Here is a 21,778-nt window from a genome sequence, read left to right on the forward strand (position 1 = left end):
GGTTACGGCGGTTATGGCGGGAAGGAAACACCCGGTTACATTCCGAACCCGGAAGTTAAGCTTCTCTGCGCCGATGGTACTGCACTCGGGAGGGTGTGGGAGAGTAGGTCACCGCCGGACAATTTTTTGAGGGGGTTTCGACGCCGAGCGCGTCGAAACCCCCTCTTTTTTGTTGCTCGACCGGGAGCCCGGTGGAGCATCGCCTTCGAGTTGATGACTCCAACTGCGGTGGGGACCCGTGCGCGGTGGCGCGGGTCCCTACGACGGATTCTGGGGAGTGGCTCCGGGTGTTACTTGGGGAGGACCAGGAGCGCGTCGCCGATGCCGCGTTCCGACCCGTCAGAGGGCCGGTTGACGACCTTGTTCCCGACCACCATCGCGGTCGAGCCGCCCCCGTCCAGATTGATGGCCTGCTTGGCGCCGAGCCAGCGCATGAACTGGGCCGCCTCCACGAAGTTCGCGCCGACCGTCACTCCGGGCTGCCGGCCGTCGATGGTGGCCAGGATGAGGCTGCCGTTCTTGGTGGTGCCGAGGAGCGTGCGCGGGTGGCGGCGGAGGATCATGTTCATCGAGTCGTGGCCGTCACGCTTGGCGGTGATCTTGACCTTGCCGTTGCGCACCAGTCCGACGCCGCCCGCGATGACGTTCAGCTCGGGGGTCAGCTTGAGTGCCTTCTTGGCGCGCAGGTCGACGACCTTGGTGTCGATTTTCACCTTCCAGTCCTGCCAGGCATGCTGGTTGAGCCAGTCGGCGCCCACGCCGTTGCCGTGCAGCACCCGCATACCCTTGATGATCTTGCCGCCGGAGGTGCGCAGGCCGACGACCTTGCCGTCGGCGTCGATCACGGCGTCGGTGCCGCCGGTGGGGGTCTTGGCGCCGTACTCCTCCGTGTAGAGGACCAGCTCGTCGGTGGCGGCGGCCCGGTTGACGCCGTTGACCTCGGCCTTCTCGCCGTCCTGCGAGATCGCGGTCACGGTGGTCTTCAGCTCGGTGATCTTGGCGGACCTGCCTCTGAGCACCACGGCCGACCGGCCGGGAATGGCCTCGCTCAGGAGCCTGCCGTTCACCACGGACGCGCCGACGGGCTCGCCGCGCAGCGCCTTGGCGGTGTGGATGTTGAAGAAACCGCCGTTGACGCCGACCAGCGCCTTGCCCGCCTTGGCCATCGACGAGACGGTCTCGCGCTTGGCCACGCTCTTGCCGAGCGAGGCCACGTACGAGCCGCGGAAGGTCCTTCTGTCGATCATGATGACTTTGACGTTCCAGGGGCCCGTGGTTTCGAGGCCGTCGTCGCCGAGGTAGTCGACCTTGACCTTGAGGTCGGCCTTCTTGAGCTTCTTGGCGGTCTTCTCGGCCTTCTTCTTGTCCTTGAAGGACCAGAGGCCGACCCGAACCATGTACACGGTCTGCGAGGGGGCGTCGGCGACGCCGGGCCTGATCACCTTCTGCAGGCTGGGCGTTTCTCCGGCGGCCTCCACCTCGACCGCCTTGGCCTCGGCGGTCGGGAGGGTCCCGTAGTCGCGGCCCGACGGCATCAGCACGGTCACCGTGTAACCGTCGGTCGACGTGCCCGCCTGCACGTCGTACAGATCGATGCCCTGTGCCACGGCCGTCGTCTTCTTGGTCGCCGCGGGCCGGCTGCCCAGCGGGAACTTGGCCGACGGGAACCTTACCGACGCCTGCTCGGCCGCGACGGACGCGACCGGCAGTGTGGTGAGGGTGAGCGCCGCGGCTATGGCCAGGCCGCCGGCGAGGGTGCGTCGAGACATGAATTCTCCAGAGGGCGGTAAAAGGACCGCACCATCCTGACGAGATCAAGGTCTCCAGGGCAGGCGAACACGCGAAAGAAGTGGAGAGGTTACGAGATTGACACCACCAGTGGATACAATTCGGATATGACACACAGCGGCATGTGGTGGTGGCCCGTAGACGGCCACTGATTCCCCATGTCCGGGCCGTCGTGAGACGGCCCGGCTAACGTGCGGGGCCTCTCCGGGACGGCATAAATTCCTAAGGAGAGACACCATGAAAGACGTCGTGCTCACGGGTGACCGCCCGACCGGGCCGCTGCACCTGGGCCACTATTTCGGTTCGCTGGCCAATCGCGTCGAACCGTAGGACGTCCCCCCATGTACGTCCTGATCGCCGACTACCAGGTGATCACCGACCGCGACCTGCCCGGCAAGATCCAGCGGAACATCACCGAGCTGCTGCTCGACTACCTGGCCGTCGGGCTCGACCCGGCCAAGGTCACAACCTTCCGGCACAGCGCGGTCCCCGAGCTGAACCAGTTGCTGCTGCCGTTCCTCAGTCTGGTGTCGGTGGCCGAGCTGCAGCGCAACCCCACGGTGAAGGACGAGATCGCGCACAGCTCCAGCGGGCGGTCAGCGGGCTGATGTTCACCTATCCGGTGCACCAGGCGGCCGACATCCTCTTCTGCAAGGGCAGGCTGGTGCCCGTCGGCAAGGACCAGCTGCCGCACGTGGAGATGACGCGACTGGTGGCGCGCCGCTTCAACGAGCGGTACGGCGAGGTGTTCCCGCTGCCCGAAGCCATGATGGGGGAGCACTCGCTGCTCCGAGGGCACGCGCCGTGTGCCGTCCGCGCCGTCTGTGCCGCCCGCGGCGCCCGTCCGTCCGTGTCGTCCGCGGCGACTCGGTCGTTGAGGTTCGGCGGGTCGAGCAGCGTGTGGCCGACCTTTCCCGGCAGGACGCCGTCGTCGACCACGGTCGGCCCCCTAGGGTGAGCGCCGTGGGAAGAGGTCGGTGGGCTGGTGGTCGTCCACCCGTGTACGACGTTGCCGAGCGGCACGTCGCCTGGGCCGTCGTCGAGGGACGGTCCGGCTCACGGCGTCGGTCGGGGTGGTCGGGTGACGGCCGGCCTATGCGGGTTGCCGGGTCTGGTAGACCTTCCGGAGTGTCTCGTGCACGATCCACGTGGTCCTGGCTCCCTCGGCCAGCAGCCCGACGTCGCCGGGGCCGACCTCGATCGTGGTGCCGCCCTCGACGGCGATCGTGGCGCGGCCCGACAGTACGACGAAGATCTTGTCGGTCTCCACGTCCGTCACCACGCCGGGCGTGATCTCCCAGATGCCGCGGCCACCGCCGAGTTCCAGTGAGGAGGCGGTGGGTTCGCCGGCCACGATCTGGCCGGGATCGAGCTCGTCAGGGGTCAGCCGCACGTCGTGGACGGGCACCGAGAAGGCTCCCGCGGTGGCCAGCATGCGGCCGAGGTCGGCCAGATCGGGCATCAACACATCAGACATATCGCCCATTCCAGCACATCGGGGTGCTCACCGGTTCTCCCGGCGGAAGGACTCCAGGGCCAGCAGGGCCACATGGAGGGACAGGCAGGACTCGACGTCGTCGAGGTCGGTGTCCAGGATGCGTTCGAGGCGGCGCAGGCGGTCGTAGAAGGCGGGCCTGGACAGATGGGCCTTCTGCGCGGCTACCGCCTTGTTCCTGCCCGCGTCGAGATAGATGCGCAGGATGCGGGTGAGATCGCCGCCCCGCTGCGCGTCGTGGGCCAGCAGCGGGCCCAGCTCCCGCTCGGCGAACGTCTGCAGCCTCGCGTCGTCGCGCAGCAGGTGGAGCAGGCCGCGCAGGCGCAGGTCGGGCAGCCGGTAGAAGGCCCGGCCGTCCGGCTGGCGGACGGCCACGTCGGCCACCTGCTCGGCTTCGAGAAAGCTGCGGCGTACGTCCCTGACGGACTCCACCAGCGAGCCCGCCGCCAGCACGAACGCCGAGCCGGGCCGCCACAACACGCGCAGCCGGTCGGCCAGCGCGGTCAGCGCCGGCTCGGCCTGGGCGCGCGGCGGCAGCGGCATCAGGACCCCGACGCGCTCCTGGTCGAGCGCCCCCACCAGGGCGGGCAGGCGCGCGTCGCGGCAGGCGGCGGCGGTCGCCTCGGCCAGCTCGCCGAGCAGCGCCTGGCCGTCCAGCGCCTGGTCCACCGGGTCGGTCGGCCTGATGACCACGCTGACCAGCTTGCGCCCGGTGAGCGGCACGCCGACCGCGCGAGCGCGGGCGGCGGCCTCCTCGGGATCGGCGTAGGCGTGGGTGAGGATGCCGGCGATGATCGTGCCGTGCGCCTGGCGTTCGAGCGACTCCTGGTGGCGCTCCAGCAGGCGGCCCAGGGCGAGCGTGGTGGCGGCGCGCTCGGCCAGCACCATGTCGCGCGGGCTCGGCGAGGAGTCGCAGATCAGGATCAGCCGCCCCCAGTCCTGCCCGCGCGCGCCGACCGTGGTGACCAGCCATCCCGAGGCGGCGTCGTACGCGGTGCGTTCGGCCGGGGCGACCGCCCTGGACCTGGTCTCCCATCCGGCCAGCAGGGCGCCCGCGTCGCGGCCGGCGGACTCGCAGGCCAGCACCTGGTGGGCGAGGTTCTCCAGCAGCACGGGCCGGCCGGACAGCCTGGCCACCTGGGCCAGCACCTCGGCGGGCGAGGCCCCTTCGACCGACAGCTCGGTGAAGACCTCGTGCAGCTGCTCGGAGGCTCGCAGCTCCTCCAGCTGGATGTCGATGATCCGGGCGTGCACGGACTCGGTGATCTGCACGAACGGCGTCTCGCGGGTCAGCACGACGAGCGGCAGGCCGTGCTCCTCGGCGGTCTTGACCACGGCGCGCGGCAGCTCGCGGACGAACTTGCGGCCCAGCTCCACGATCAGGCCCGAGGCGCCCACGGAGGAAAGCTCGCCGATGTAGTCGGCGAGCTTCTCCGGGTCGTCGGGGAGCGCGACGCCCGTGGTGAGGACGAGCTCCCCGCCCCGCAGGAGATGGGCGATGTCGGCGATCTCGCCGACGTGCACCCACCGCACCTTGGTGTCGAGCCGGTCGGCGCCCGCGACCACGCGCGGGTTGCCCCGGCGCACGGTCTCCAAGGCGAGGACGTCGGCGATGGTGGGCAACACGGGGCAGAGCCTAGCTGATCAGCCTGTAAGAACGGGTAAAGGGCGATTTACACTGTGATCTCTTGTCATGGCGTCAGGTCCTCCTCGCGGAACTCGCGGCGGGGCCGGCGTACCCGCAGCTCAACCCGCCGGATCTTGCCGGAGATGGTCTTCGGCAGCTCGTCGAACTCCAGCCGCCGGATCCGCTTGAACGGCGCCAGCTCCCGGCGGCAGTGCTCGAAGATCGCCCGCGCGGTCGCCTCGTCCGGTTCGAAGCCGGGCGCGAGCGTCACGTAGGCCTTCGGCACGGCCAGGCGTACCGGGTCGGGTGCGGGGACCACGGCGGCCTCCGCGACGGCGGCGTGCTCCAGCAGGACGCTCTCCAGTTCGAACGGCGAGATGCGGTAGTCGGAGGCCTTGAAAACGTCGTCGGTCCGGCCGACGTAGGTGATGTAGCCGTCCCGGTCGCGGGTGGCGACGTCGCCGGTGTGGTAGAAACCGCCGCGCATGGCTTCACTAGATCCACCGACATATCCGGACATGAGGCCCAGGGGGCGGCGGTCGTCCAGCGGCAGGCAGATCTCACCGTCGTCGCCCTGCTCGCCCGAGACCGGGTCGATGAGCACCACCTCGTACCCCGGCAGCGGCCGCCCCATCGAGCCCGGCCTGACCGGGTCGTCCGGCGCGTTGCCGATCTGCGCGGTGGTCTCGGTCTGCCCGTAGCCGTCCCTGATCGTGATGCCCCACGCCTTGGCCACCTGGTCGATGATCTCCGGGTTGAGCGGCTCGCCGGCGGCCACGGCCGTGCGCAGCGGCAGCCGCCAGGCCGCGAGCTCCTCCTGGATGAGCATCCGCCACACGGTCGGGGGCGCGCAGAACGTGGTGACCTGCTCGTCCCGCAGCACCTCCAGCAGGGCGCGGGCGGAGAACCGCTGGTAGTCGTGGATCAGCACGGTGGCGCCGGCGTTCCAGGGGGCGAACACGTTGCTCCACGCGTGTTTCGCCCAGCCCGGGGAGGACACGTTGAGGTGCACGTCGCCCGGCTCGAGGCCGATCCAGAACATGGTCGACAGGTGCCCGGCCGGATAGGAGGCGTGCGTGTGCTCGACCAGCTTCGGCTGCGAGGTCGTGCCGGAGGTGAAGTAGAGAAGGAGCGTGTCCTGGGCCCGGGTGGGCCCGTCGGGGACGAAGTGCTCGGGCGCTTCGTACGCCTCGTGGTAGGACAGCCAGGTGTAAGCGTCGCCCACGGCGATCTTCGTGTATTCGCCGCCCGTGAACTTGCCCGCGTCGGCGGCGTTGGCGATCACATGGGCGACGCCGCCGCGCTGGACGCGCTCCGTGATGTCCTTCGCGGTCAGCAGCGTGGTGGCGGGGATGATGACCGCGCCCAGCTTCATCGCCGCCAGCAGCGACTCCCACAACTCGGCCTGGTTGCCCAGCATGAGCAGGATCCGGTCGCCCCGCCGCACGCCCTGCTGGTGCAGCCAGTTGGCGACCTGGTTGGAGCGGGCCGACAGCTCGGCGAAAGTGTAGGAGGCGCTGCTCGCGCCGACGATCTTCAGCGCGACGGCGCCGGGCGTCTCCGCGGCCAGCACCCCGTCGAACCAGTCGAGCGCCCAGTTGAACTCCGACGGCTCCGGCCAGCGGAAGTCGCGGCGTGCGGTGTCGGGGTCGGAGCCGAGAAGGAAGTCACGGGCGGCGCGGAAATCGCTCATGTCTCGGATCCTGCTACGTCGCCAGCCGCCGCTCAAGGCCGTCGAGCACCGACACGAGCCCGAAGTCGAAACACATCTCCCGCATCGCCTGCGGGTCGTCGTAGCCGGCCATGTTGATGCGCTCCAGCATGTCGGGGTGGTCGGCGGCGGCCTTGGCGACCGCGGCGCGCATCTCGCCGGCGTCGTATCCCTGGTCGCCCATCGCGGTGTTCCAGGCGATCTCGGGGATCGTCATGCCGAACACGTATGCGGTCAGCGTCGCGTTGGCGAAGTCGATGTCCACCCCGGTGAACCCGGCCGCCCTGAACATCTTGCGCATGCGGTCCGCGACGCCCATCGCGTGCGGGCCGAGCGCGGGCAGGCGGCCGATGAGGTCGGCCGACCACGGGTGGCGCAGGACCACCCGGCGCATGCTGTAGGCCAGGGCCGAGGCCGAGTCGCGCCAGCCCACCCGGTCGGGGTCGGGGACGGTCATCTCGGCCCACACCTCGTCGTAGGCCAGCTCCAGCAGCTCGTCCTTGTTGGCGACGTACCAGTAGAGGCTGGTGGCGCCGGCGCTCAGCCTGGCACCGAGCTTGCGCATGCTCAGCCCGCCGAGCCCTTCCCCGTCGAGCATCTCCACGGCGGCTCTGACGATCTCCTCGCGACTTCGGCCGGGACTGGTGGCCTTGCGCGGCTCGCGGATCCATACGGAGGTGAACTGCTTGCCGGTCATGCGCCAAGAATAAAGGCACTCGCACACCGTTCGAGATTGTCCTACAGTGTGCGAGTGAACTCGAACACTGTACGAGACCCCCGCCGGTGGTGGACTCTCGTCGTCCTGTGCCTCTCGCTTCTGGTGCTGACCGTGGACGGCACCGTGCTCAACCTGGCGATCCCGTCGCTGATCGAGGAGCTCGGCGCCACGTACTCCGACATCCAGTGGATTCTGGACGCCTACGTGCTCGTCTTCGCCGGCCTCCTGCTGACCGCGGGCAGCCTGTCCGACCGCTACGGGCGCAGGAGGTTCCTGGTCATCGGCCTGGCCTTCTTCGGCGGGGCGTCGCTGCTCGCGGTGCTGGCCACCGAGCCGTGGCAGGTGATCGGCGCGCGGGCGCTGATGGGCGTCGGCGGATCGATCCTGATGCCCTCGACGCTGTCCATCCTCATGACCGTCTTCGCGGAGGACGAGCGGCGCAAGGCCATGGCCATCTGGGGCAGCGTCGCCATGCTCGGCGTGATCGCGGGGCCGACGCTGGGCGGCTTCATGCTGGAGCACTACTGGTGGGGCTCGGTCTTCCTGCTGAACATCCCGATCGCGGCGGGGGCCATCGTCGCCGCCTACGTCCTGATGCCGGAGACCCGCAGCGGCGGGCGGGAGATCGACCCGGTCGGCGTGGTGCTGTCGATCGTCGGCCTGACCGCGGGCGTCTACGTCATCATCGAACGCGAGTGGAACCCGCTGATCATCGCCCTCGCCGTGATCGCCCTGGCCGCCTTCGTGCTCTGGGAGCGCCGCTCCGAACACCCGATGTTGCCGCTGGCGTTGTTCAGGAACCGCAACTTCGGCGGCGCCTCCTTCTCGATCCTGCTCATGTCGTTCGGCGCCGGCGCCGTCATGCTGATGCTGACGCAGTACCTGCAGTTCGTACTGGGCTACGGCGAACTGCAGGCCGGGCTCGCCATGCTGCCGCAGGCCGCCGCCGCAGTGCTGTTCAACGGGATCGGGGCGGGGCTCGGGAAGAAGGTGAGTAACCGGATGCTGATCTCGGGCGGTCTGCTCGTCATGGCCGCCGGCTTCGTGGTGATGGCGAGCACCACCGGCTACCTGCCGCTGATGTGCGCCCTCGTGCTGATGGGCGCGGGTGGGGGGCTGGCCGGGCCGTCGGCGTATGCGTCGCTGATGGGGGCGATCCCGCTGGAGCACGCGGGTGTCGGCTCGGCGCTCAACGACACCGTCCAGCAGGTGGGCCTCGCCCTGAGCATCGCCGTCCTGGGCAGCGTGCTGGCCGGGGTGTTCACCTCGTCCATGCCCGCCGACGTGCCCGCGGCGGCTCAGGAGTCGATCGGTGAGGCGTTCAGGCTCGGCATGGTGGAGCCCGCCAGGGAGGCGTTCACCACCGCGATGCACGTCGGGTCGTGGGTGGGGGCCGGGTTCACCGTGGCCGCGGCGCTGCTCGCGTTCACGGTGTTGCGGCCTGCCGCCGGCCCGGGCTCCGACGCCGTCGAGGCACGCGAGCCCGCCGCCGAGGGGGTCTAGCGGGCACGTGGCTCCCCGGCCGTCCCGGGCAACGAGGCAGGCCCGCTGGATGTCAGCGGACCTGCCTGGCTTGCGGTGGCACCGCGGCAGGAAATTCTTCGGCCCCGCCGAACCGGAAAATCGGACAATATGCATGAACTCAACGCAATTACGCCTTTACATGCGGTTGACTATCATGACTAAACGGGAATACTGGTGCACCGTTGACCGTCGTTCGACTGAGACCGAGGATGCCATGTCACTTGGCCTCGCCCTGCCCCAGGCAGAGCCGCGCCAGGCACGCAGTCGTGCCGACGTCGCGGGAAGGCGCGGTCCATACCGACCTGGTCCATGCCGGACGTTGTGCTGATTCCGCCACGCGCTGCTAGCAGACTCTTCGGCGGTTGACAAATTCCGTCGGCTCTCCTCGACCTCAGGACTTGTCATGCCGCCAGACTCCTTCAGCGTCCCGATAACGCTCATCGCCCTTGGCCTCCTCATCGCCCTCGTGGGCGTCGTGCTCCTCCACCTGCGCGTACGCCGCGATCTCGCCCATGTCCGCGGGCAGCTCGGTCAGGCCCGTCAGGAACAGCGGCATCGGACGCACGAGTCCAGCGCCGGCCGGCAGCGGCTGGCCCAGGCGGAGCGCCAGATCCAGGAGAGCGCGGAGCAGCTGCGCGAAGCGCGCGCCCAGCACGACCTCGTACGCGCCGAGACCGAGCACCTGATCACGAGGCGAATTCCCGCCCTGCTGTCCCACCTGCGCACCCCCCACGTGGTCGTGCCCGGCGTGCAGGAGCCGGCACTCGCCGGCACCGACATCGACAGGCAGCACAGCGCCCTTCTCGACGCGTTCGCCCGCGGCCTCAGAGAGGAAGGCGAGCGTGTCGACGAAGCGGCCCAGGCGGTCATCAGAGGCGCGATGTCCCGCGTGCAGACCCAGGCGCTGCGCGCCCAGGACCTGCTCGCCGGTGTGCAACAGCGTTACAGCGGCGACGAGCACACGGCGCTCCTGCGCGAGGTGCTGGGACTGGACATGTTCAACGAACTGATCATCCGTCGCGTGCAGGTGACCGGCATCGCGTGCGGGGCCACGCCCGGGCTGTCGCGTGACGACACGTATCTGGTGGACCTGGTGGTGGGCGCCGTCTCCCGGGTGGAGAACTTCGAGCACCGCATCGAGGGCCCGGCCAACCACCTGCGCCGCCGGATCGGGGTCGCCGCCCGCGCCGCGGAGTCGATCCTGTTCATCACCGCCGAGCTGCTGGCCAACGCGGTCCACCACTCCTACGGCACGCTCAAGGTGACCATCGCCGTGCACGAGACCAACAGCGGCGCCGCCATCGTGATCGACGACGCCGGTGTCGGCCTCAACGAGGAGCAGTACGCCCGCGCCACCCGCCTGCTGAGCGGCACCCAGCCGATCCGCTTGGTCGACCTCGGCAACCCGCCCCGCACCGGCTGGGCCGCCATCGGCCACCAGGCCGCGCACTACGGCCTGCAGGTCACGGTCAAGAAGAGCGCCTTCGGCGGCGTGCAGGCCGTGCTGACCGTCCCCGCCGCCCTGCTGGTGGAGATGCCGGAGAACACCCGGCCGTCGGTGCTGGCGCCCGAGCCCGTCCGCGCCTCGGTCCCGGCCGGCCAGCCGGAGCCCCTGCCGGCGGCTTCGCGGCTGGAGCCGGTCTCCTCCGCCGCGGGAACCGACTTCGTGACGGCGCCGCAACAACGGTCGGCGGATGACCTGGCGCCGCTCCCGCAGCGCCGCCGCCAGTCGCCGCGCCCCACGTCCGGCTCCGGGCCCGCCGGAGGCGGCTCGCCGGGCCCTGACGGCCGCACGCTCACCACCCCGGAGATAGCCCAGAAGCGGTGGGGAGACTTCCAGATCGGAGCTGAAGCGGGCCGCCGCGAAGCGTTCCCGACCGATCCGCACGACACCACCGAAGGGAATTGACCGTTCCATGGACGCTCACAGCGCTTCAAGCCGTGTTCCGACCAAGGGTCGCGCGTTGTCCCTCGACGTGTCCTGGGTCCTGTCACCTCTCCTGGCACTGCCCGGAGTCACGCGAGGTGTGGTGCTGAGCCGTGACGGGCTGATCCTCGGCGGCTCGGCCGATGTGACGACGGAGAGCGGCGAGCGCGCCGCCGCCATGACGAGCTCCGTCCTGGGGGCCGCCCGCGCCCTGTGCGAGGGCCTCAGCGGCGGCACCGACGACGGGGTGGAGGACATCGTCATCTCCGCCGGCAGCGGCTACTACTACATCGCCCCGGCCGGCGACCGCGCCGCCATCGTGGTCGCCGCCACCGGAGCGGTCAACATCGGCGCGCTGGCCTACGAGGTGCAACTGCAGGTGCAGAAGCTGATCAAGGCTCTCGACGAGGCCAGCGCGGCCAGGGTGCCGGGCGTCCGGACGTGACCTCCGGACGGCAAAGGCGGCGGGTCGTCCCGGATTACATGGCCGCCGCGAGGCTGACCGTGCCCGAACACATCGATGTCGAGCGCACGACCCTGGTCTACATCGCACCCGACGCCGCCACCAACGGACTGGATCCACCTGGGTCGCATCTGCTGGCCCTGCTGCAGGACGGGCCGTTGTCGGTGTACGAGTGCGCCGCGCACCTCGGCCTCCCGTACTGCGTGGTGCGGTTGCTGGTCGCCGGACTGGTCGGCGGCGGAACGCTGCTGACCCGCAATCCGCCGGTGGCCACCAGCCTGCCCGACATCGAGATCTTGGAGTTGGTACTCAGTGGCCTCCGCGCTCTCTGACAGCCGTGTCAGTGCCGAGCACATCCCGGTCAAGCTGGTCATCGCAGGGCCGTTCGGCGTGGGCAAGACGACCATCGTCAGTGCGCTCTCGGAGATCAAGCCCCTCAACACGGAGGAAGTGCTCACCCAGGCGGGCACGCTGGTCGACGACCTCACCGGCGTGAGCGACAAGACCACCACGACCACCGCGATCGACTTCGGCCGCCTCACCCTGCCAGGGGCCGTGCTCTACCTGTTCGGGGCGCCGGGACAGACCCGCTTCCAGGTCCTGTGGGACGAGCTGGTACGCGGCGCGCTGGGGGTACTGGTGCTGGCCGACACCCGCCGCATCGACGAGAGCTTCGCCGTCCTCGACCTGGTGGAGAACGCCGGCATCCGCTACGCGGTGGCCGTCAACCATTTCCCCGACTCGCCGGACTACCCGTTGGAGTCCGTGCGCAAGGCGCTCGACCTGGACCCGCGCACGCCGCTGATGGTGTGCGACGCCCGCGACCCCGCCTCCGCCCGTGCCTCGCTGATCGCGCTGGTGGAGCACGTCAGAGAGCTGGTGCTGTCATGACCCTGCGCTACATGCCCGACGCCGGGCGCCTGTACGGGCCCGAGTACGCCAGAGACCCGCAGGCGATCTACGCGCAGCTGCGCGTGCGGCATGGCGCGGTCGCCCCCGTGGAGATAGCCCCGAGCATCGAGGCCCACCTGGTGATCGGCTACCGGGCCGCCCTGGACGTGCTCACCAACGTCGGCGGCGTCTGGAGCAAGAACTCCAGCGCCTGGCAGGCGCGGCTCCCCGACACCCCGGAGGCCGCGGGGGCGATCGCCATGCTCGGCCGCCGGCCGAACGCGCTGTTCTCCGACGGCGCCGAGCACGCCCGCTACCGGAAGGTGATCTCCGACTGCTTCGAGCAGATCCAGCCGCACAAGCTGCGCAAGATGGTGAGCGAGGTGTCGGACTCGCTCATCAGCCAGTTCGCCGCGAAGGGCGAGGCCGACCTGGTGGCCGAATTTGCCCGGCTCATCCCGGTCCGCATCTTCAACCGGCTCTTCGGGCGTCCGGACGCGGACAGCGCGGGCCTGACCCAGGCCCTGTCGGACATGATGGAGGCCGACGGTGAGACGGGCGCGCGGGGCAGCGAGGCGTTCAGCCGCTACATCGGCGAGCTGATCCAGACCAAGCACGCCCAGCGGGGCGACGACCTGACCTCCTGGCTCATCGACCATCCGGCCGCGCTGCAGCCCGAGGAGCTGGGGGAGACTCTCGTGCTGGTGGTGGCCGCCGCCTACGAGCCCACGGCCAATCTGATCTCCAACACGATCTCCCGGATGGTCAGCGACGACCGCTACTTCAGCTCGCTCACCAACGGCGCGCTCAGCACGTACGACGCCCTCATGGAGGCCCTGCGCGCCGAGCCGGCGATGTCGAACTACGGCCCGTACTTCGTGCGCCAGCCCGTGCACTTCCACGGCACCTGGATCCAGCCGGCCGAGCTGGTCCTCGTCTCGTACGCCGCGGCCAACACCGAGCCCACCAGAGTTCCCGAGGAGCTGCGCTCCGACGGCGGCGCGTACCTGGGCTTCGGCGCGGGGGCGCACCGCTGCCCGGCCAGCGACCCGGCCGTGCTCATCGCCATGACCGCGATCGAACGCCTGACCTCTCACCTGTGCGACCTCGAACTGACCGTGCCCCGCGAGGAGCTGCCGTGGCGACCCGGCCCGTTCCATCGCGCGCTGGCGCACCTGCCGGTGAGTTTCACCCCGATCCGCCCCGACCAACCAGGAGATTCTCCGTGGGCAATGCAGCCCCTGTCGTCCTCGACCCCTTCGGCTCCGACCTCCCCGGCGAGGTCCGCCGACTACGTGACCTCGGCCCCCTGGTCCTCGTAGAGCTCGCCGGAGGCATCCCGGCCTGGGCGGTCACCCGGCACGACCTGCTCAAGCAGCTGATCCTCGATCCGCTGGTGAGCAAGGACAAGCGGCACTGGCGGCGGCTGCCCGAGGCGCTCGCCGAGCCGGGCTGGCGGTGGATCATGACCTGGATCGGCGTGTCCAACATGCTCAGCGCCTATGGCGACGAGCACCGGCGGCTGCGCAAGCTGATCGCCCCGAGCTTCACCGCGCGCCGTACCAAGGCCATGCAGCCGATCGTCGAGGGCATCGTCGCTGAGCTGCTGGACGCCATGGACGCGCAGCCTCCGGGCCGGCCCGTCGATCTCCGCAGCGCCTTCGCCCACCCGCTGCCGATGCGGGTGATCTGTGAACTGTTCGGCGTTCCCGCGCACATGCGGACGGAGATGGCCCAGGTGATGGAGGCCATCATGGACACCACCGCCACCCCGGAGCAGGCGGAGGCCACGGCCGTCCAGATCGCCACCGTGCTGCCCGCCCTGGTCGCCTACAAGCGCGAGCACCCGGGCGACGACCTGACCACCGAGCTGATCAACGTGCGCGACAGCGGCGACTCGCTCAGCGACGACGAGTTGCGCGACACCCTGCTGCTCCTCATCGCGGCCGGGCACGAGACCACCGTCAACCTGATCGGCAACGCGGTGCACGCCCTGCTCACCCATCCGGACCACCTCAAGGGGGTCCTGTCGGGAGAAATTTCCTGGTCCGCGGTGATCGAGGAGACGCTGCGCTGGTCGCCGTCGATCGCCAACCTGCCGCTGCGGTTCGCCATCGAGGCGATCGAGATCGGCGGGGTACGGATCGAGGCGGGCGACGCGATCATCACCAGCTACCTGGCGGCCGGGCACGACCCCGACCAGCACGGCCAGGAGGCCGACCGGTTCGACCCGACCAAGGAACACGGTGAGCACTTGGCCTTCGGCATCGGCGTGCACCGCTGCATCGGGGCTCCGCTCGCCCGCCAGGAGGCGCTCACCGCCCTGCCCGCGCTGTTCTCCCGGTTCCCGGACCTCCGGCTGGCCGTGAAGGAGAGCGAGCTGCCACACGTCCCGTCCTTCATCGCGCACGGCTGGGGCAGCCTGCCGCTCCTGCTGCGCCGCTGACCCGCGGAGGCAGGGGCCGGCCCGCCCCTGCCTCCACCGTCTCCTGCCGGGCTCGGCGGAGCCGCTCGCGGTAGGGCCTTCAAGAGCGCAGTTACAGTGTGTAACCCGATTTCCTGCTACGCCGACACTCTGGAGATAGGAGGATGAGGGCGAAACAGGAATACTCGGGAGCATGTCGGAGCTTCTCGCGCGCCATCGGGCAGTGATGCCTGCCTGGCTGGCCCTCAACTACACCGAGCCCATCGAGATCGTCAGCGGCAAGGGCAACCGCGTCATCGACGGCGACGGCAAGAGCTATCTCGACTTCTTCGCCGGCATCCTGACCAACATGATCGGGTACGACGTGCCCGAAGTGCGTGAAGCCGTCGAACGCCAGCTCGCCACGGGCGTGGTGCACACCAGCACCGCCTACCTGCTGCGCGGCCAGGTCGAGCTCGCCGAGAAGATCGCGCGGCTCTCCGGCATCCCCGACGCCAAGGTCTTCTTCACCAACTCCGGCACCGAGGCCAACGAGACCGCCCTGCTGCTGGCCACGTACGCGCGCAAGAGCGACCAGGTGTTCGCCATGCGGCAGAGCTACCACGGGCGCAGCTTCGGCGCGATCAGCGTCACCGCCAACCGGGCGTGGAAGAACAACTCGCTCTCCCCGCTCAACGTGCACTTCCTGCACGGCACCGACCGGCACCTCACCCAGTTCAAGGGCCTGTCGGACGCCGACTACGTCAAGGCGTGCGTGGACGACCTGCGCCACGTGCTGGCCACCTCCGTCTCCAACGACGTGGCCGCGCTGATCGCCGAGCCGATCCAGGGCGTGGGCGGGTTCACGATGGCCCCCGACGGGCTGTTCGCCGCGTACAAGGAGGTGCTCGACGAGCAGGGCATCCTGTTCATCTCGGACGAGGTGCAGACGGGGTGGGGACGCACGGGCAGCGCGTTCTTCGGCATCCGGAACCACGGCGTCACCCCCGACATGCTCACGTTCGCCAAGGGGCTGGGCAACGGCTTCGCCGTCGGCGGCGTCGTGGCGCGCGGCGACCTGATGGACGCCCCGCACGCGGTGGGCCTGTCGACGTTCGGAGGCAACCCGATCTCCATGGCCGCCGCCAACGCCACCCTCGACTTCGTGCTCGACCACGACCTGCAGGCCAACGCGGCGCGTACCGGCGCCATCATCATCAACGGGCTCAAAGAGGCGGCCGAGCGGCTGCCCGTGGTCAAGGAGGTGCGGGGCAAGGGCCTGATGTTCGCCGTCGAACTCGAGAGCCCCGCGCAGGCGTCGCGCTTCATGGAGGAGACCAAGAAGGCGGGCCTGCTGGCGGGCAAGGGCGGCCTGTACGGCAACGCCATCCGCATGGCGCCGCCCCTCACCCTCACGGTGGACGAGGCCGTCGAAGGGCTCGGCATCATCGTCACCGCACTGGAAACCATCAACGCAGAGGCAGCAGCTCAGTGAAGTCGGTCAAGCACTGGATCAACGGAGCGCTCGCGGACGGCGACGACCGTACCGCCGAGATCTTCGACCCCGCCACCGGCGAGGTCAGCGGCCACGTGGCGCTGGCGTCGGCGGCGGACGTGGACGCGGCCGTGGCGGCCGCGACGGCCGCGTTCCCCGCCTGGCGGGACGCGTCGCTGACGAAGCGGTCGCAGGTGCTGTTCCGCTTCCGCGAGCTCATGTACGCCCACCGCGACGAGCTGGCGGCGCTGATCTCGTCCGAGCACGGCAAGGTGCACTCCGACGCGCTCGGCGAGGTGTCCAGGGGCCTGGAGGTCGTGGAGTTCGCCTGCGGCATCCCGCACCTGCTCAAGGGCGGCTTCTCCGAGGGCGTCTCGACCCGGGTCGACTCCTACTCCATCCGCCAGCCGCTGGGCGTGGTGGCCGGGATCACGCCGTTCAACTTCCCCGCCATGGTGCCGATGTGGATGTACCCGATCGCGATCGCGTGCGGGAACACGTTCGTGCTCAAGCCTTCGGAGAAGGACCCCTCGGCGTCGCTGCTGATGGCCCGGCTCTGGCAGGAGGCGGGGCTGCCCGACGGCGCGTTCAACGTCGTGCAGGGCGACAAGGTCGCCGTGGACCGGCTGCTGGAGCACCCCGGCGTGCGCGGCGTCTCCTTCGTCGGCTCCACCCCGATCGCGCGCTACGTCTACGAGACGGGCACCGCGCACGGCAAGCGGGTGCAGGCGCTCGGCGGCGCCAAGAACCACATGCTCGTGCTTCCCGACGCCGACCTCGACCTGGTGGCCGACTCGGCGGTGTCGGCCGGGTTCGGCTCGGCGGGGGAACGCTGCATGGCGATCTCGGTCGTGCTGGCGGTGGACCCGGTCGGCGACGAGCTGGTGGAGAAGATCGTCGAACGGGTCGGCCGGCTGGTGGTCGGCCCGGGCGACGACCCGAAGTCGCAGATGGGGCCGCTGGTCACCGAGGCGCACCGCGACAAGGTCGCCTCCTACCTCGACCTGGGCGTCGAGGAGGGCGCCAAGCTGGTCGTCGACGGCCGCGAGACGGCGGTGCTCGGCGGCGGCAAGGCCGTCGAGACGCCCGGCTTCTGGCTCGGACCGACGGTGCTCGACCACGTCCCTCCGGGCTCGCGTACGCACCACGACGAGATCTTCGGCCCGGTGTTGTCGATCGTGCGCGTCGGCTCGTACGAGGAGGGCCTGGAGCTGATCAACGGCGGCGAGTACGGCAACGGCACCGCGATCTTCACCAACGACGGCGGCGCCGCCCGGCGTTTCCAGAACGAGGTCGAGGTCGGCATGGTCGGCATCAACGTGCCCATCCCGGTGCCGATGGCCTTCTACAGCTTCGGCGGCTGGAAGTCCTCGCTGTTCGGCGACACGCACGTGCACGGCACCGAGGGCGTGCACTTCTACACCCGGGGCAAGGTCGTCACGTCCCGCTGGCTCGACCCCTCGCACGGCGGCGTGAACCTGGGCTTCCCCACGAACGGGTAACCCGCGATTCCGGACGGGAGAGATGCGCGTCCCTCCCGTCCCGCTCCCCGGTAAGCTCCCAGCAGACGGACAAGGGGGGACATCGTGGATCGTCGTCGCACTTATGCCCTGGCGATCGCCGCATCGGCGCTGGTCGTCGGCATGGGAGCGGCGCGGCCCACACCGGCGCCGAGCCCTCCGCCGAGCCCGAGCGCCAGCCCCACCGCCAGCCCGACGGCGACGCAGAGCGACGGCACGCTGCAGATCCTCACCTACCGGGGCTACGCCGAGTACGGCGGCACCAGCCCCAAGGTCAACTGGACGGGCGCGTTCGAGAAGGAGACCGGCTGCCGGATCGCGAAGCTCGACACCGTGCAGACCTCCGAGGAGATGGCCGAGAAGGTCACCCAGCGTCCCTACGACGTGATCTCCGCCGGGCCGGTGCTGGCGGCCGGCCTGATCGCGGACAAGCAGGTGCAGGCCATCGACCCGGCCAAGGTCGCCGGCTACGACGACATCGACGAGCGCTTCCGCGACATGTCCACCGTGTCGGGCAAGGTCTACGGCGTGCCCTATCTGTGGGGCTACCACGAGTTCATCTACGACTCGGGGCGGGTCGAGGGCGGCGACCTCCGGCAGGTGTTCGCCTCCGAGCGGGTGGCGCTCAGGGACACCCCGCTGACGATCGCCGACGCGGCCATGGCGGCCGGCTCGGCGGACGAGCCGTACGAGCTGACCGAGAAGCAGCTCGACGAGACGATGGCGATGCTGGAACGCAACAAGGACCGCGTCTACTGGCGTAACCCGATCGACCTGGTCAAGGGGTTCGCCACCGGGTCGCTCGACTATGCCCAGGCCACTCCCTACTACCGGATGTTGCTGCAGAAGGCGGGAAAGCCGATCAAGGCCGTGCGGACCCGCGAGACCACCGGCTGGGTCGACTCCTGGATGCTCGGCGCGAACGTGCCCGACACCACCTGCGCCTACCGGTGGCTCAACTGGGTGACCGCGCCCGACGCGCAGCGCGACGCCGCCGCGTGGGTGGGGCTGGCTCCGGCCAACGACAAGGCGTGCAAGGGGCGCGCCAGGCAGATGTGCGAGGCGTACGGCGCCGGCGAGGACAAGAAGCTCGACCACGTGGTCTTCGCGGTACGGCCGCCCGCTTGCGGGGAATGTACCGACTATGACGCCTGGACCGAACGGTGGCGCGAGCTCGCCGAGTGAGGAGCGGAGGCGCCGGACCTGACGTGCTGTGCCGCGGGCGCGCCCCCTCCCCCCGCTGGGCGTGACCTGCAGAGACGCCCTGGGCCTTCCCCCTGTCCCGGGGCGTCTCGCTGCCCGGGGACCGTTCAGCGGGGCTGACGGTTCAGCTGGCTGCCTGCTCGGCAGGGCTGTCTGCTGGGCGGGACTGTTCGCTCAGCAGGGCTGCCTGTTCAGCGGGACGGGAAGGCCACGACGGTGGCCGCGGGAGCGGGCAGGAGCGCTTCGGCGCAGTCGCCGCAGGCCAGGACCGGAGAGTCGTCGGGCAACCGGCCGACCCTCATGCGCGGCCGAGGCCAGCGTTTGTGGCAGACGACACAGGCGTCGCCGTCACGCTGGGCCCAGGTCAGTCCCTCAGGGTCGAACGTCACCATGCTCCGCGCCGCCGTTTTGGTGGAACCCCAGTTCATCACGCTTCCCGCAGCCATCGCCCATCCGTATACCGGAACCGTTATAACCCTGACCGTGGCCGTGATCGTCTAGCAGAGCGTCAAGTCAGGGTGAATTCTCTACCCGGTCGACGGCTGTTACACCAACAAAATCGGGCATCCAGCCGCAAGCCGGGTGCCCGATTCGGATGGGTTTGTTCTATAGTTCGGCGATCGCCTTCTCCAGGATGCCGAGCCCTTCCTCGAGCAGGTGCTCGGGGATGACCAGCGGCGGCAGGAAGCGCAGCACGTTGCCGTACGTGCCCGCCGTGAGCACCAGCAGGCCCTCCGCGTGGCAGCGCCGGACGATCTCCTGGACGGCGGCCGGGTTCGGCTCCTTGGTGCCCGGCTCGACCAGCTCGATGGCGATCATCGCGCCGCGCCCGCGCACGTCGCCGATCACGTCGAAGCGCTCCTGGAGCGCCCTGAGCCGGGGCAGCATGATGTCGCCGATGCGCCGGGCCCTGGCGACCAGATCCTCCTCCTCGATGGTCTCCAGGACGCCCAGAGCGGCCTCGCAGGCGAGCGGGTTGCCGCCGTACGTGCCGCCGAGGCCGCCGGCGTGCACCTTGTCCATGATCTCCGCGCGCCCGGTCACGCCCGCCAGCGGCAGGCCGCCCGCGATGCCCTTCGCGGTGGTGATGATGTCGGGCACGATGCCCTCGTCCTCGCAGGCGAACAGCGTGCCGGTGCGCGCGAACCCGGTCTGCACCTCGTCGGCCACGAACAGGATGCCGTTGGCCTTGCAGAACTCCGCGATGCGCGGCAGGAAACCCCTGGCGGGAACGATGAAGCCGCCCTCGCCCGCGATCGGCTCTATCACCACGGCAGCCACGTTGTCCGGGCCGACCTGCTTGGTGATCATGTCGATGGCCTGCTCCGCGGCCTCCTCGGCGCAGTTGTCCGGTCCGGACGGCCAGCGGAACGGGTACGCCAGCGGCACACGGTAGACCTCCGGCGCGAACGGGCCGAACCCCTCCTTGTACGGCATGTTCTTGGCCGTCAGCGTCATCGTGAGCAGCGTGCGGCCGTGGTAACCATGGTCGAACACCACGACGGCCGGTCTGCCGGTGGCGTGCCGGGCGATCTTGACGGCGTTCTCCACGGCCTCGGCGCCCGAGCTCACCAGCAGCGTGCGCTTGTCGTGGTCGCCGGGGGTCAGCTCGTTGAGCTTCTCGCACACCCGCACGTACGACTCGTACGGGGTGACCATGAAACAGGTGTGGGTGAAGTCGGCGACCTGCCGCCGGACGCGTTCGACGACCTTGGGCGCGGCGTTGCCCACGCTGGTCACGGCGATGCCGGAGCCGAAGTCGATCAGCGAGTTCCCGTCGGCGTCCTGGAGCACGCCACCGCCCGCGCGGGTGACGAAGACCGGCAGCGTCGTGCCGATGCCGGGCGGGACGGCGGCCTGCTTGCGGGCCAGCAACTCCTGCGACTTGGGGCCTGGGATCGCGGTCACGACGCGTCGCTCCTGGGGAATGCTCATGCCCCGACGCTACGGCGGCCTCTCACCTGCGCCGATATGTCGATATGTCAAACTGAAGGCGGTCGTTTTCGCCAGAATGGACAAAACCCACATGCCGCCTTCACTACGGACCGTGGTGCGCCGCATGCACCTCCGGCCCCTCGCCGGCACAACCGCCCACCCGTCTTCCGACCGTCCGTCCTCCGACCGCCCTAGTCCCGACCGCCCGTCCTCTGCGCTGCCGTCTTCCGGCGGCCCGTCTTCCGGCGGTTCGGCGGCGGACGCGTCGGGTGGGCAGGGCCACCAGCCGGTGCCCGGCCGTCGAGGCGACCGGTCCGGACAGGGTCAGCCGGGTGAATGGTCGGGACAGGGTCAGCCGGGTGAATGGTCGGGACAGGGTCAGCCGGGTGAATGGTCGGGACAGGGTCAGCCGGGTGACCGGTCCGCGCTGGGTCGTCCGGATGACCGGCCTGAATTGGGTCGGTCGGGTGATCGGTCCGGGCAGGGTCGGTCGGGTGATCGGTCCGGGCAGGGGGCCTCGGTGGGCGAGCGGTCCGGCGCGGGTGCGCTGGACGTGCCGGTGCGGTGGGTGGCGGTCAGCGAGCTCGCGGATCCGACTCCGTACCTGGAGGGTGGGGAACTGCTGCTTACGACGGGGATGCGGATGGCGGGCGACCTATCCGGATATGTCGCCCGACTGGTCGCTCGCGGCGTGGCCGGCCTCGGCTTCGGCGTCGGGGTCTCGCACGAAGAGGTGCCCGCCGCCCTGATCGCCGCCGCGGAGGAGCACGGACTGCCCCTGCTGGAGGTGCCGCGCGAGACCCCGTTCATCGCCGTCGGCAAGGCCGTCAGCGAGCTGCTGGCCGCCGAGCAGTACGAGGAGATCACCCGCGCCTTCGACGCCCAGGGACGGCTCACGCGGGCCGCGTTGCAACCGGAGGGCATGTACGCGGTCATCGACCGGCTCGCCAAGGAGGTCGGCGGCTGGGCCGCGCTGCTGGACGAGTCGGGCGAGGTACGTCACGCCACGCGCGGTGCCAGGACGGGCGCGGTGACCGCCGAACTCGCCCGCCTCCGGGGCGCCCGCCCCCAGGACCC

The 21,778-nt window shown here is 70.0% G+C and carries 20 protein-coding genes and 1 rRNA gene; 14 read left to right on the plus strand and 7 right to left on the minus strand.

The annotated features are described in order from the left end of the window. Window positions 1-3 precede the first annotated feature (3 nt). Window positions 4-120 (plus strand): 5S ribosomal RNA (gene rrf, locus E1292_RS40595). Window positions 121-290: 170 nt separating this feature from the next. Here the strand turns inward: rrf and E1292_RS40600 are convergent. Beyond that, window positions 291-1,769, minus strand: coding sequence for a phosphodiester glycosidase family protein (locus tag E1292_RS40600; RefSeq protein ID WP_132604248.1), 1,479 nt, complete (start codon window positions 1,767-1,769; stop codon window positions 291-293). A gap of 360 nt (window positions 1,770-2,129) precedes the next feature. Here E1292_RS40600 and E1292_RS56215 point away from each other — a divergent pair, with 360 nt between their 5' ends. Continuing rightward, complete coding sequence (locus tag E1292_RS56215) at window positions 2,130-2,396, plus strand: hypothetical protein (protein WP_281284133.1); 267 nt, start codon at window positions 2,130-2,132, stop codon at window positions 2,394-2,396. After that, complete coding sequence (locus E1292_RS56220; protein WP_281284134.1) at window positions 2,396-2,746, plus strand: tryptophan--tRNA ligase; 351 nt, start codon at window positions 2,396-2,398, stop codon at window positions 2,744-2,746. Before E1292_RS56215 ends, E1292_RS56220 begins: the two co-directional genes overlap by 1 nt. A gap of 135 nt (window positions 2,747-2,881) precedes the next feature. Here E1292_RS56220 and E1292_RS40610 read toward each other — a convergent pair whose 3' ends face one another. From E1292_RS40610 to E1292_RS40625, 4 genes are all read right to left on the minus strand, one after another. After that, window positions 2,882-3,265 carry a cupin domain-containing protein gene (locus E1292_RS40610; RefSeq protein WP_132604251.1) on the minus strand — a complete coding sequence of 128 codons (384 nt, stop codon included), beginning with the start codon at window positions 3,263-3,265 and terminating at the stop codon, window positions 2,882-2,884. Between the two features lie 27 nt (window positions 3,266-3,292). Then, window positions 3,293-4,909: a PucR family transcriptional regulator gene (locus E1292_RS40615; RefSeq protein ID WP_132604254.1), complete on the minus strand. Its 1,617-nt coding sequence runs from the start codon at window positions 4,907-4,909 to the stop codon at window positions 3,293-3,295. Window positions 4,910-4,974: 65 nt separating this feature from the next. Then, window positions 4,975-6,603: an AMP-binding protein gene (locus E1292_RS40620; RefSeq protein WP_132604257.1), complete on the minus strand. Its 1,629-nt coding sequence runs from the start codon at window positions 6,601-6,603 to the stop codon at window positions 4,975-4,977. Window positions 6,604-6,616: 13 nt separating this feature from the next. Further along, window positions 6,617-7,318 (minus strand): TetR/AcrR family transcriptional regulator C-terminal domain-containing protein, encoded by a 702-nt coding sequence (locus tag E1292_RS40625; protein ID WP_132604260.1) that lies wholly within the window; start codon window positions 7,316-7,318, stop codon window positions 6,617-6,619. A 54-nt stretch (window positions 7,319-7,372) separates the two neighbouring features. On the opposite strand from E1292_RS40625, the gene E1292_RS40630 reads away from it, so the two are divergent. From E1292_RS40630 to E1292_RS40675, 10 genes are all read left to right on the plus strand, one after another. Beyond that, window positions 7,373-8,842, plus strand: coding sequence for an MFS transporter (locus E1292_RS40630; RefSeq protein ID WP_132604263.1), 1,470 nt, complete (start codon window positions 7,373-7,375; stop codon window positions 8,840-8,842). A 424-nt stretch (window positions 8,843-9,266) separates the two neighbouring features. Beyond that, window positions 9,267-10,772, plus strand: a complete 1,506-nt coding sequence (locus tag E1292_RS40635) for an ATP-binding protein (RefSeq protein WP_132604266.1) — start codon at window positions 9,267-9,269, stop codon at window positions 10,770-10,772. Window positions 10,773-10,779: 7 nt separating this feature from the next. Continuing rightward, complete coding sequence (locus E1292_RS40640; protein ID WP_132604269.1) at window positions 10,780-11,235, plus strand: roadblock/LC7 domain-containing protein; 456 nt, start codon at window positions 10,780-10,782, stop codon at window positions 11,233-11,235. A gap of 38 nt (window positions 11,236-11,273) precedes the next feature. Then, window positions 11,274-11,585 carry a DUF742 domain-containing protein gene (locus E1292_RS40645; protein ID WP_132604272.1) on the plus strand — a complete coding sequence of 104 codons (312 nt, stop codon included), beginning with the start codon at window positions 11,274-11,276 and terminating at the stop codon, window positions 11,583-11,585. Then, entirely contained in the window at window positions 11,566-12,144 is a 579-nt protein-coding gene (locus tag E1292_RS40650; protein WP_132604275.1) for a GTP-binding protein, read from the plus strand. The genes E1292_RS40645 and E1292_RS40650 overlap by 20 nt, the downstream gene beginning before the upstream one ends. After that, on the plus strand, window positions 12,141-13,466 hold the full coding sequence (locus tag E1292_RS40655; protein WP_181958373.1) for a cytochrome P450 family protein: 1,326 nt from the start codon (window positions 12,141-12,143) through the stop codon (window positions 13,464-13,466). Before E1292_RS40650 ends, E1292_RS40655 begins: the two co-directional genes overlap by 4 nt. Continuing rightward, window positions 13,370-14,590: a cytochrome P450 family protein gene (locus E1292_RS40660; protein WP_132604278.1), complete on the plus strand. Its 1,221-nt coding sequence runs from the start codon at window positions 13,370-13,372 to the stop codon at window positions 14,588-14,590. The genes E1292_RS40655 and E1292_RS40660 overlap by 97 nt, the downstream gene beginning before the upstream one ends. 172 nt (window positions 14,591-14,762) lie before the next feature. Further along, window positions 14,763-16,043 (plus strand): aspartate aminotransferase family protein, encoded by a 1,281-nt coding sequence (locus tag E1292_RS40665; RefSeq protein WP_132604281.1) that lies wholly within the window; start codon window positions 14,763-14,765, stop codon window positions 16,041-16,043. Then, window positions 16,040-17,545: a CoA-acylating methylmalonate-semialdehyde dehydrogenase gene (locus tag E1292_RS40670; RefSeq protein ID WP_132604284.1), complete on the plus strand. Its 1,506-nt coding sequence runs from the start codon at window positions 16,040-16,042 to the stop codon at window positions 17,543-17,545. The genes E1292_RS40665 and E1292_RS40670 overlap by 4 nt, the downstream gene beginning before the upstream one ends. Before the next feature lie 84 nt (window positions 17,546-17,629). After that, window positions 17,630-18,748 carry an extracellular solute-binding protein gene (locus E1292_RS40675; RefSeq protein ID WP_132604287.1) on the plus strand — a complete coding sequence of 373 codons (1,119 nt, stop codon included), beginning with the start codon at window positions 17,630-17,632 and terminating at the stop codon, window positions 18,746-18,748. Window positions 18,749-18,957: 209 nt separating this feature from the next. Here E1292_RS40675 and E1292_RS40680 read toward each other — a convergent pair whose 3' ends face one another. Then, a complete protein-coding gene (locus tag E1292_RS40680) occupies window positions 18,958-19,212 on the minus strand; it encodes a hypothetical protein (RefSeq protein ID WP_439331945.1) in 255 nt (84 codons plus the stop codon). Between the two features lie 160 nt (window positions 19,213-19,372). Continuing rightward, the gene (gene gabT, locus E1292_RS40685; RefSeq protein WP_132604290.1) at window positions 19,373-20,701 is read right to left on the minus strand and encodes a 4-aminobutyrate--2-oxoglutarate transaminase; all 1,329 of its coding nucleotides are present in this window, start codon (window positions 20,699-20,701) and stop codon (window positions 19,373-19,375) included. Window positions 20,702-21,221: 520 nt separating this feature from the next. Here gabT and E1292_RS40690 point away from each other — a divergent pair. Further along, window positions 21,222-21,778 (plus strand): PucR family transcriptional regulator ligand-binding domain-containing protein (locus E1292_RS40690; protein WP_181958374.1); only part of this gene is annotated, 557 nt, incomplete at its 3' end.

Source organism: Nonomuraea deserti, assembly GCF_004348685.1.
Lineage (GTDB): Bacteria > Actinomycetota > Actinomycetes > Streptosporangiales > Streptosporangiaceae > Nonomuraea > Nonomuraea deserti.

Bases quoted from the DNA above. Each gene is read 5' to 3' on its own strand.
- E1292_RS56215 (WP_281284133.1), top strand. From the start codon at position 2,130: ATGTACGTCCTGATCGCCGACTACCAGGTGATCACCGACCGCGACCTG.
- E1292_RS40620 (WP_132604257.1), bottom strand. From the start codon at position 6,603: ATGAGCGATTTCCGCGCCGCCCGTGACTTCCTTCTCGGCTCCGACCCC.
- E1292_RS40600 (WP_132604248.1), bottom strand. From the start codon at position 1,769: ATGTCTCGACGCACCCTCGCCGGCGGCCTGGCCATAGCCGCGGCGCTC.
- E1292_RS56220 (WP_281284134.1), top strand. From the start codon at position 2,396: ATGTTCACCTATCCGGTGCACCAGGCGGCCGACATCCTCTTCTGCAAG.
- E1292_RS40640 (WP_132604269.1), top strand. From the start codon at position 10,780: ATGGACGCTCACAGCGCTTCAAGCCGTGTTCCGACCAAGGGTCGCGCG.
- E1292_RS40680 (WP_439331945.1), bottom strand. From the start codon at position 19,212: ATGGCTGCGGGAAGCGTGATGAACTGGGGTTCCACCAAAACGGCGGCG.
- E1292_RS40655 (WP_181958373.1), top strand. From the start codon at position 12,141: ATGACCCTGCGCTACATGCCCGACGCCGGGCGCCTGTACGGGCCCGAG.
- E1292_RS40610 (WP_132604251.1), bottom strand. From the start codon at position 3,265: ATGTCTGATGTGTTGATGCCCGATCTGGCCGACCTCGGCCGCATGCTG.
- E1292_RS40665 (WP_132604281.1), top strand. From the start codon at position 14,763: ATGTCGGAGCTTCTCGCGCGCCATCGGGCAGTGATGCCTGCCTGGCTG.
- E1292_RS40625 (WP_132604260.1), bottom strand. From the start codon at position 7,318: ATGACCGGCAAGCAGTTCACCTCCGTATGGATCCGCGAGCCGCGCAAG.
- gabT (WP_132604290.1), bottom strand. From the start codon at position 20,701: ATGAGCATTCCCCAGGAGCGACGCGTCGTGACCGCGATCCCAGGCCCC.
- E1292_RS40635 (WP_132604266.1), top strand. From the start codon at position 9,267: ATGCCGCCAGACTCCTTCAGCGTCCCGATAACGCTCATCGCCCTTGGC.
- E1292_RS40645 (WP_132604272.1), top strand. From the start codon at position 11,274: ATGGCCGCCGCGAGGCTGACCGTGCCCGAACACATCGATGTCGAGCGC.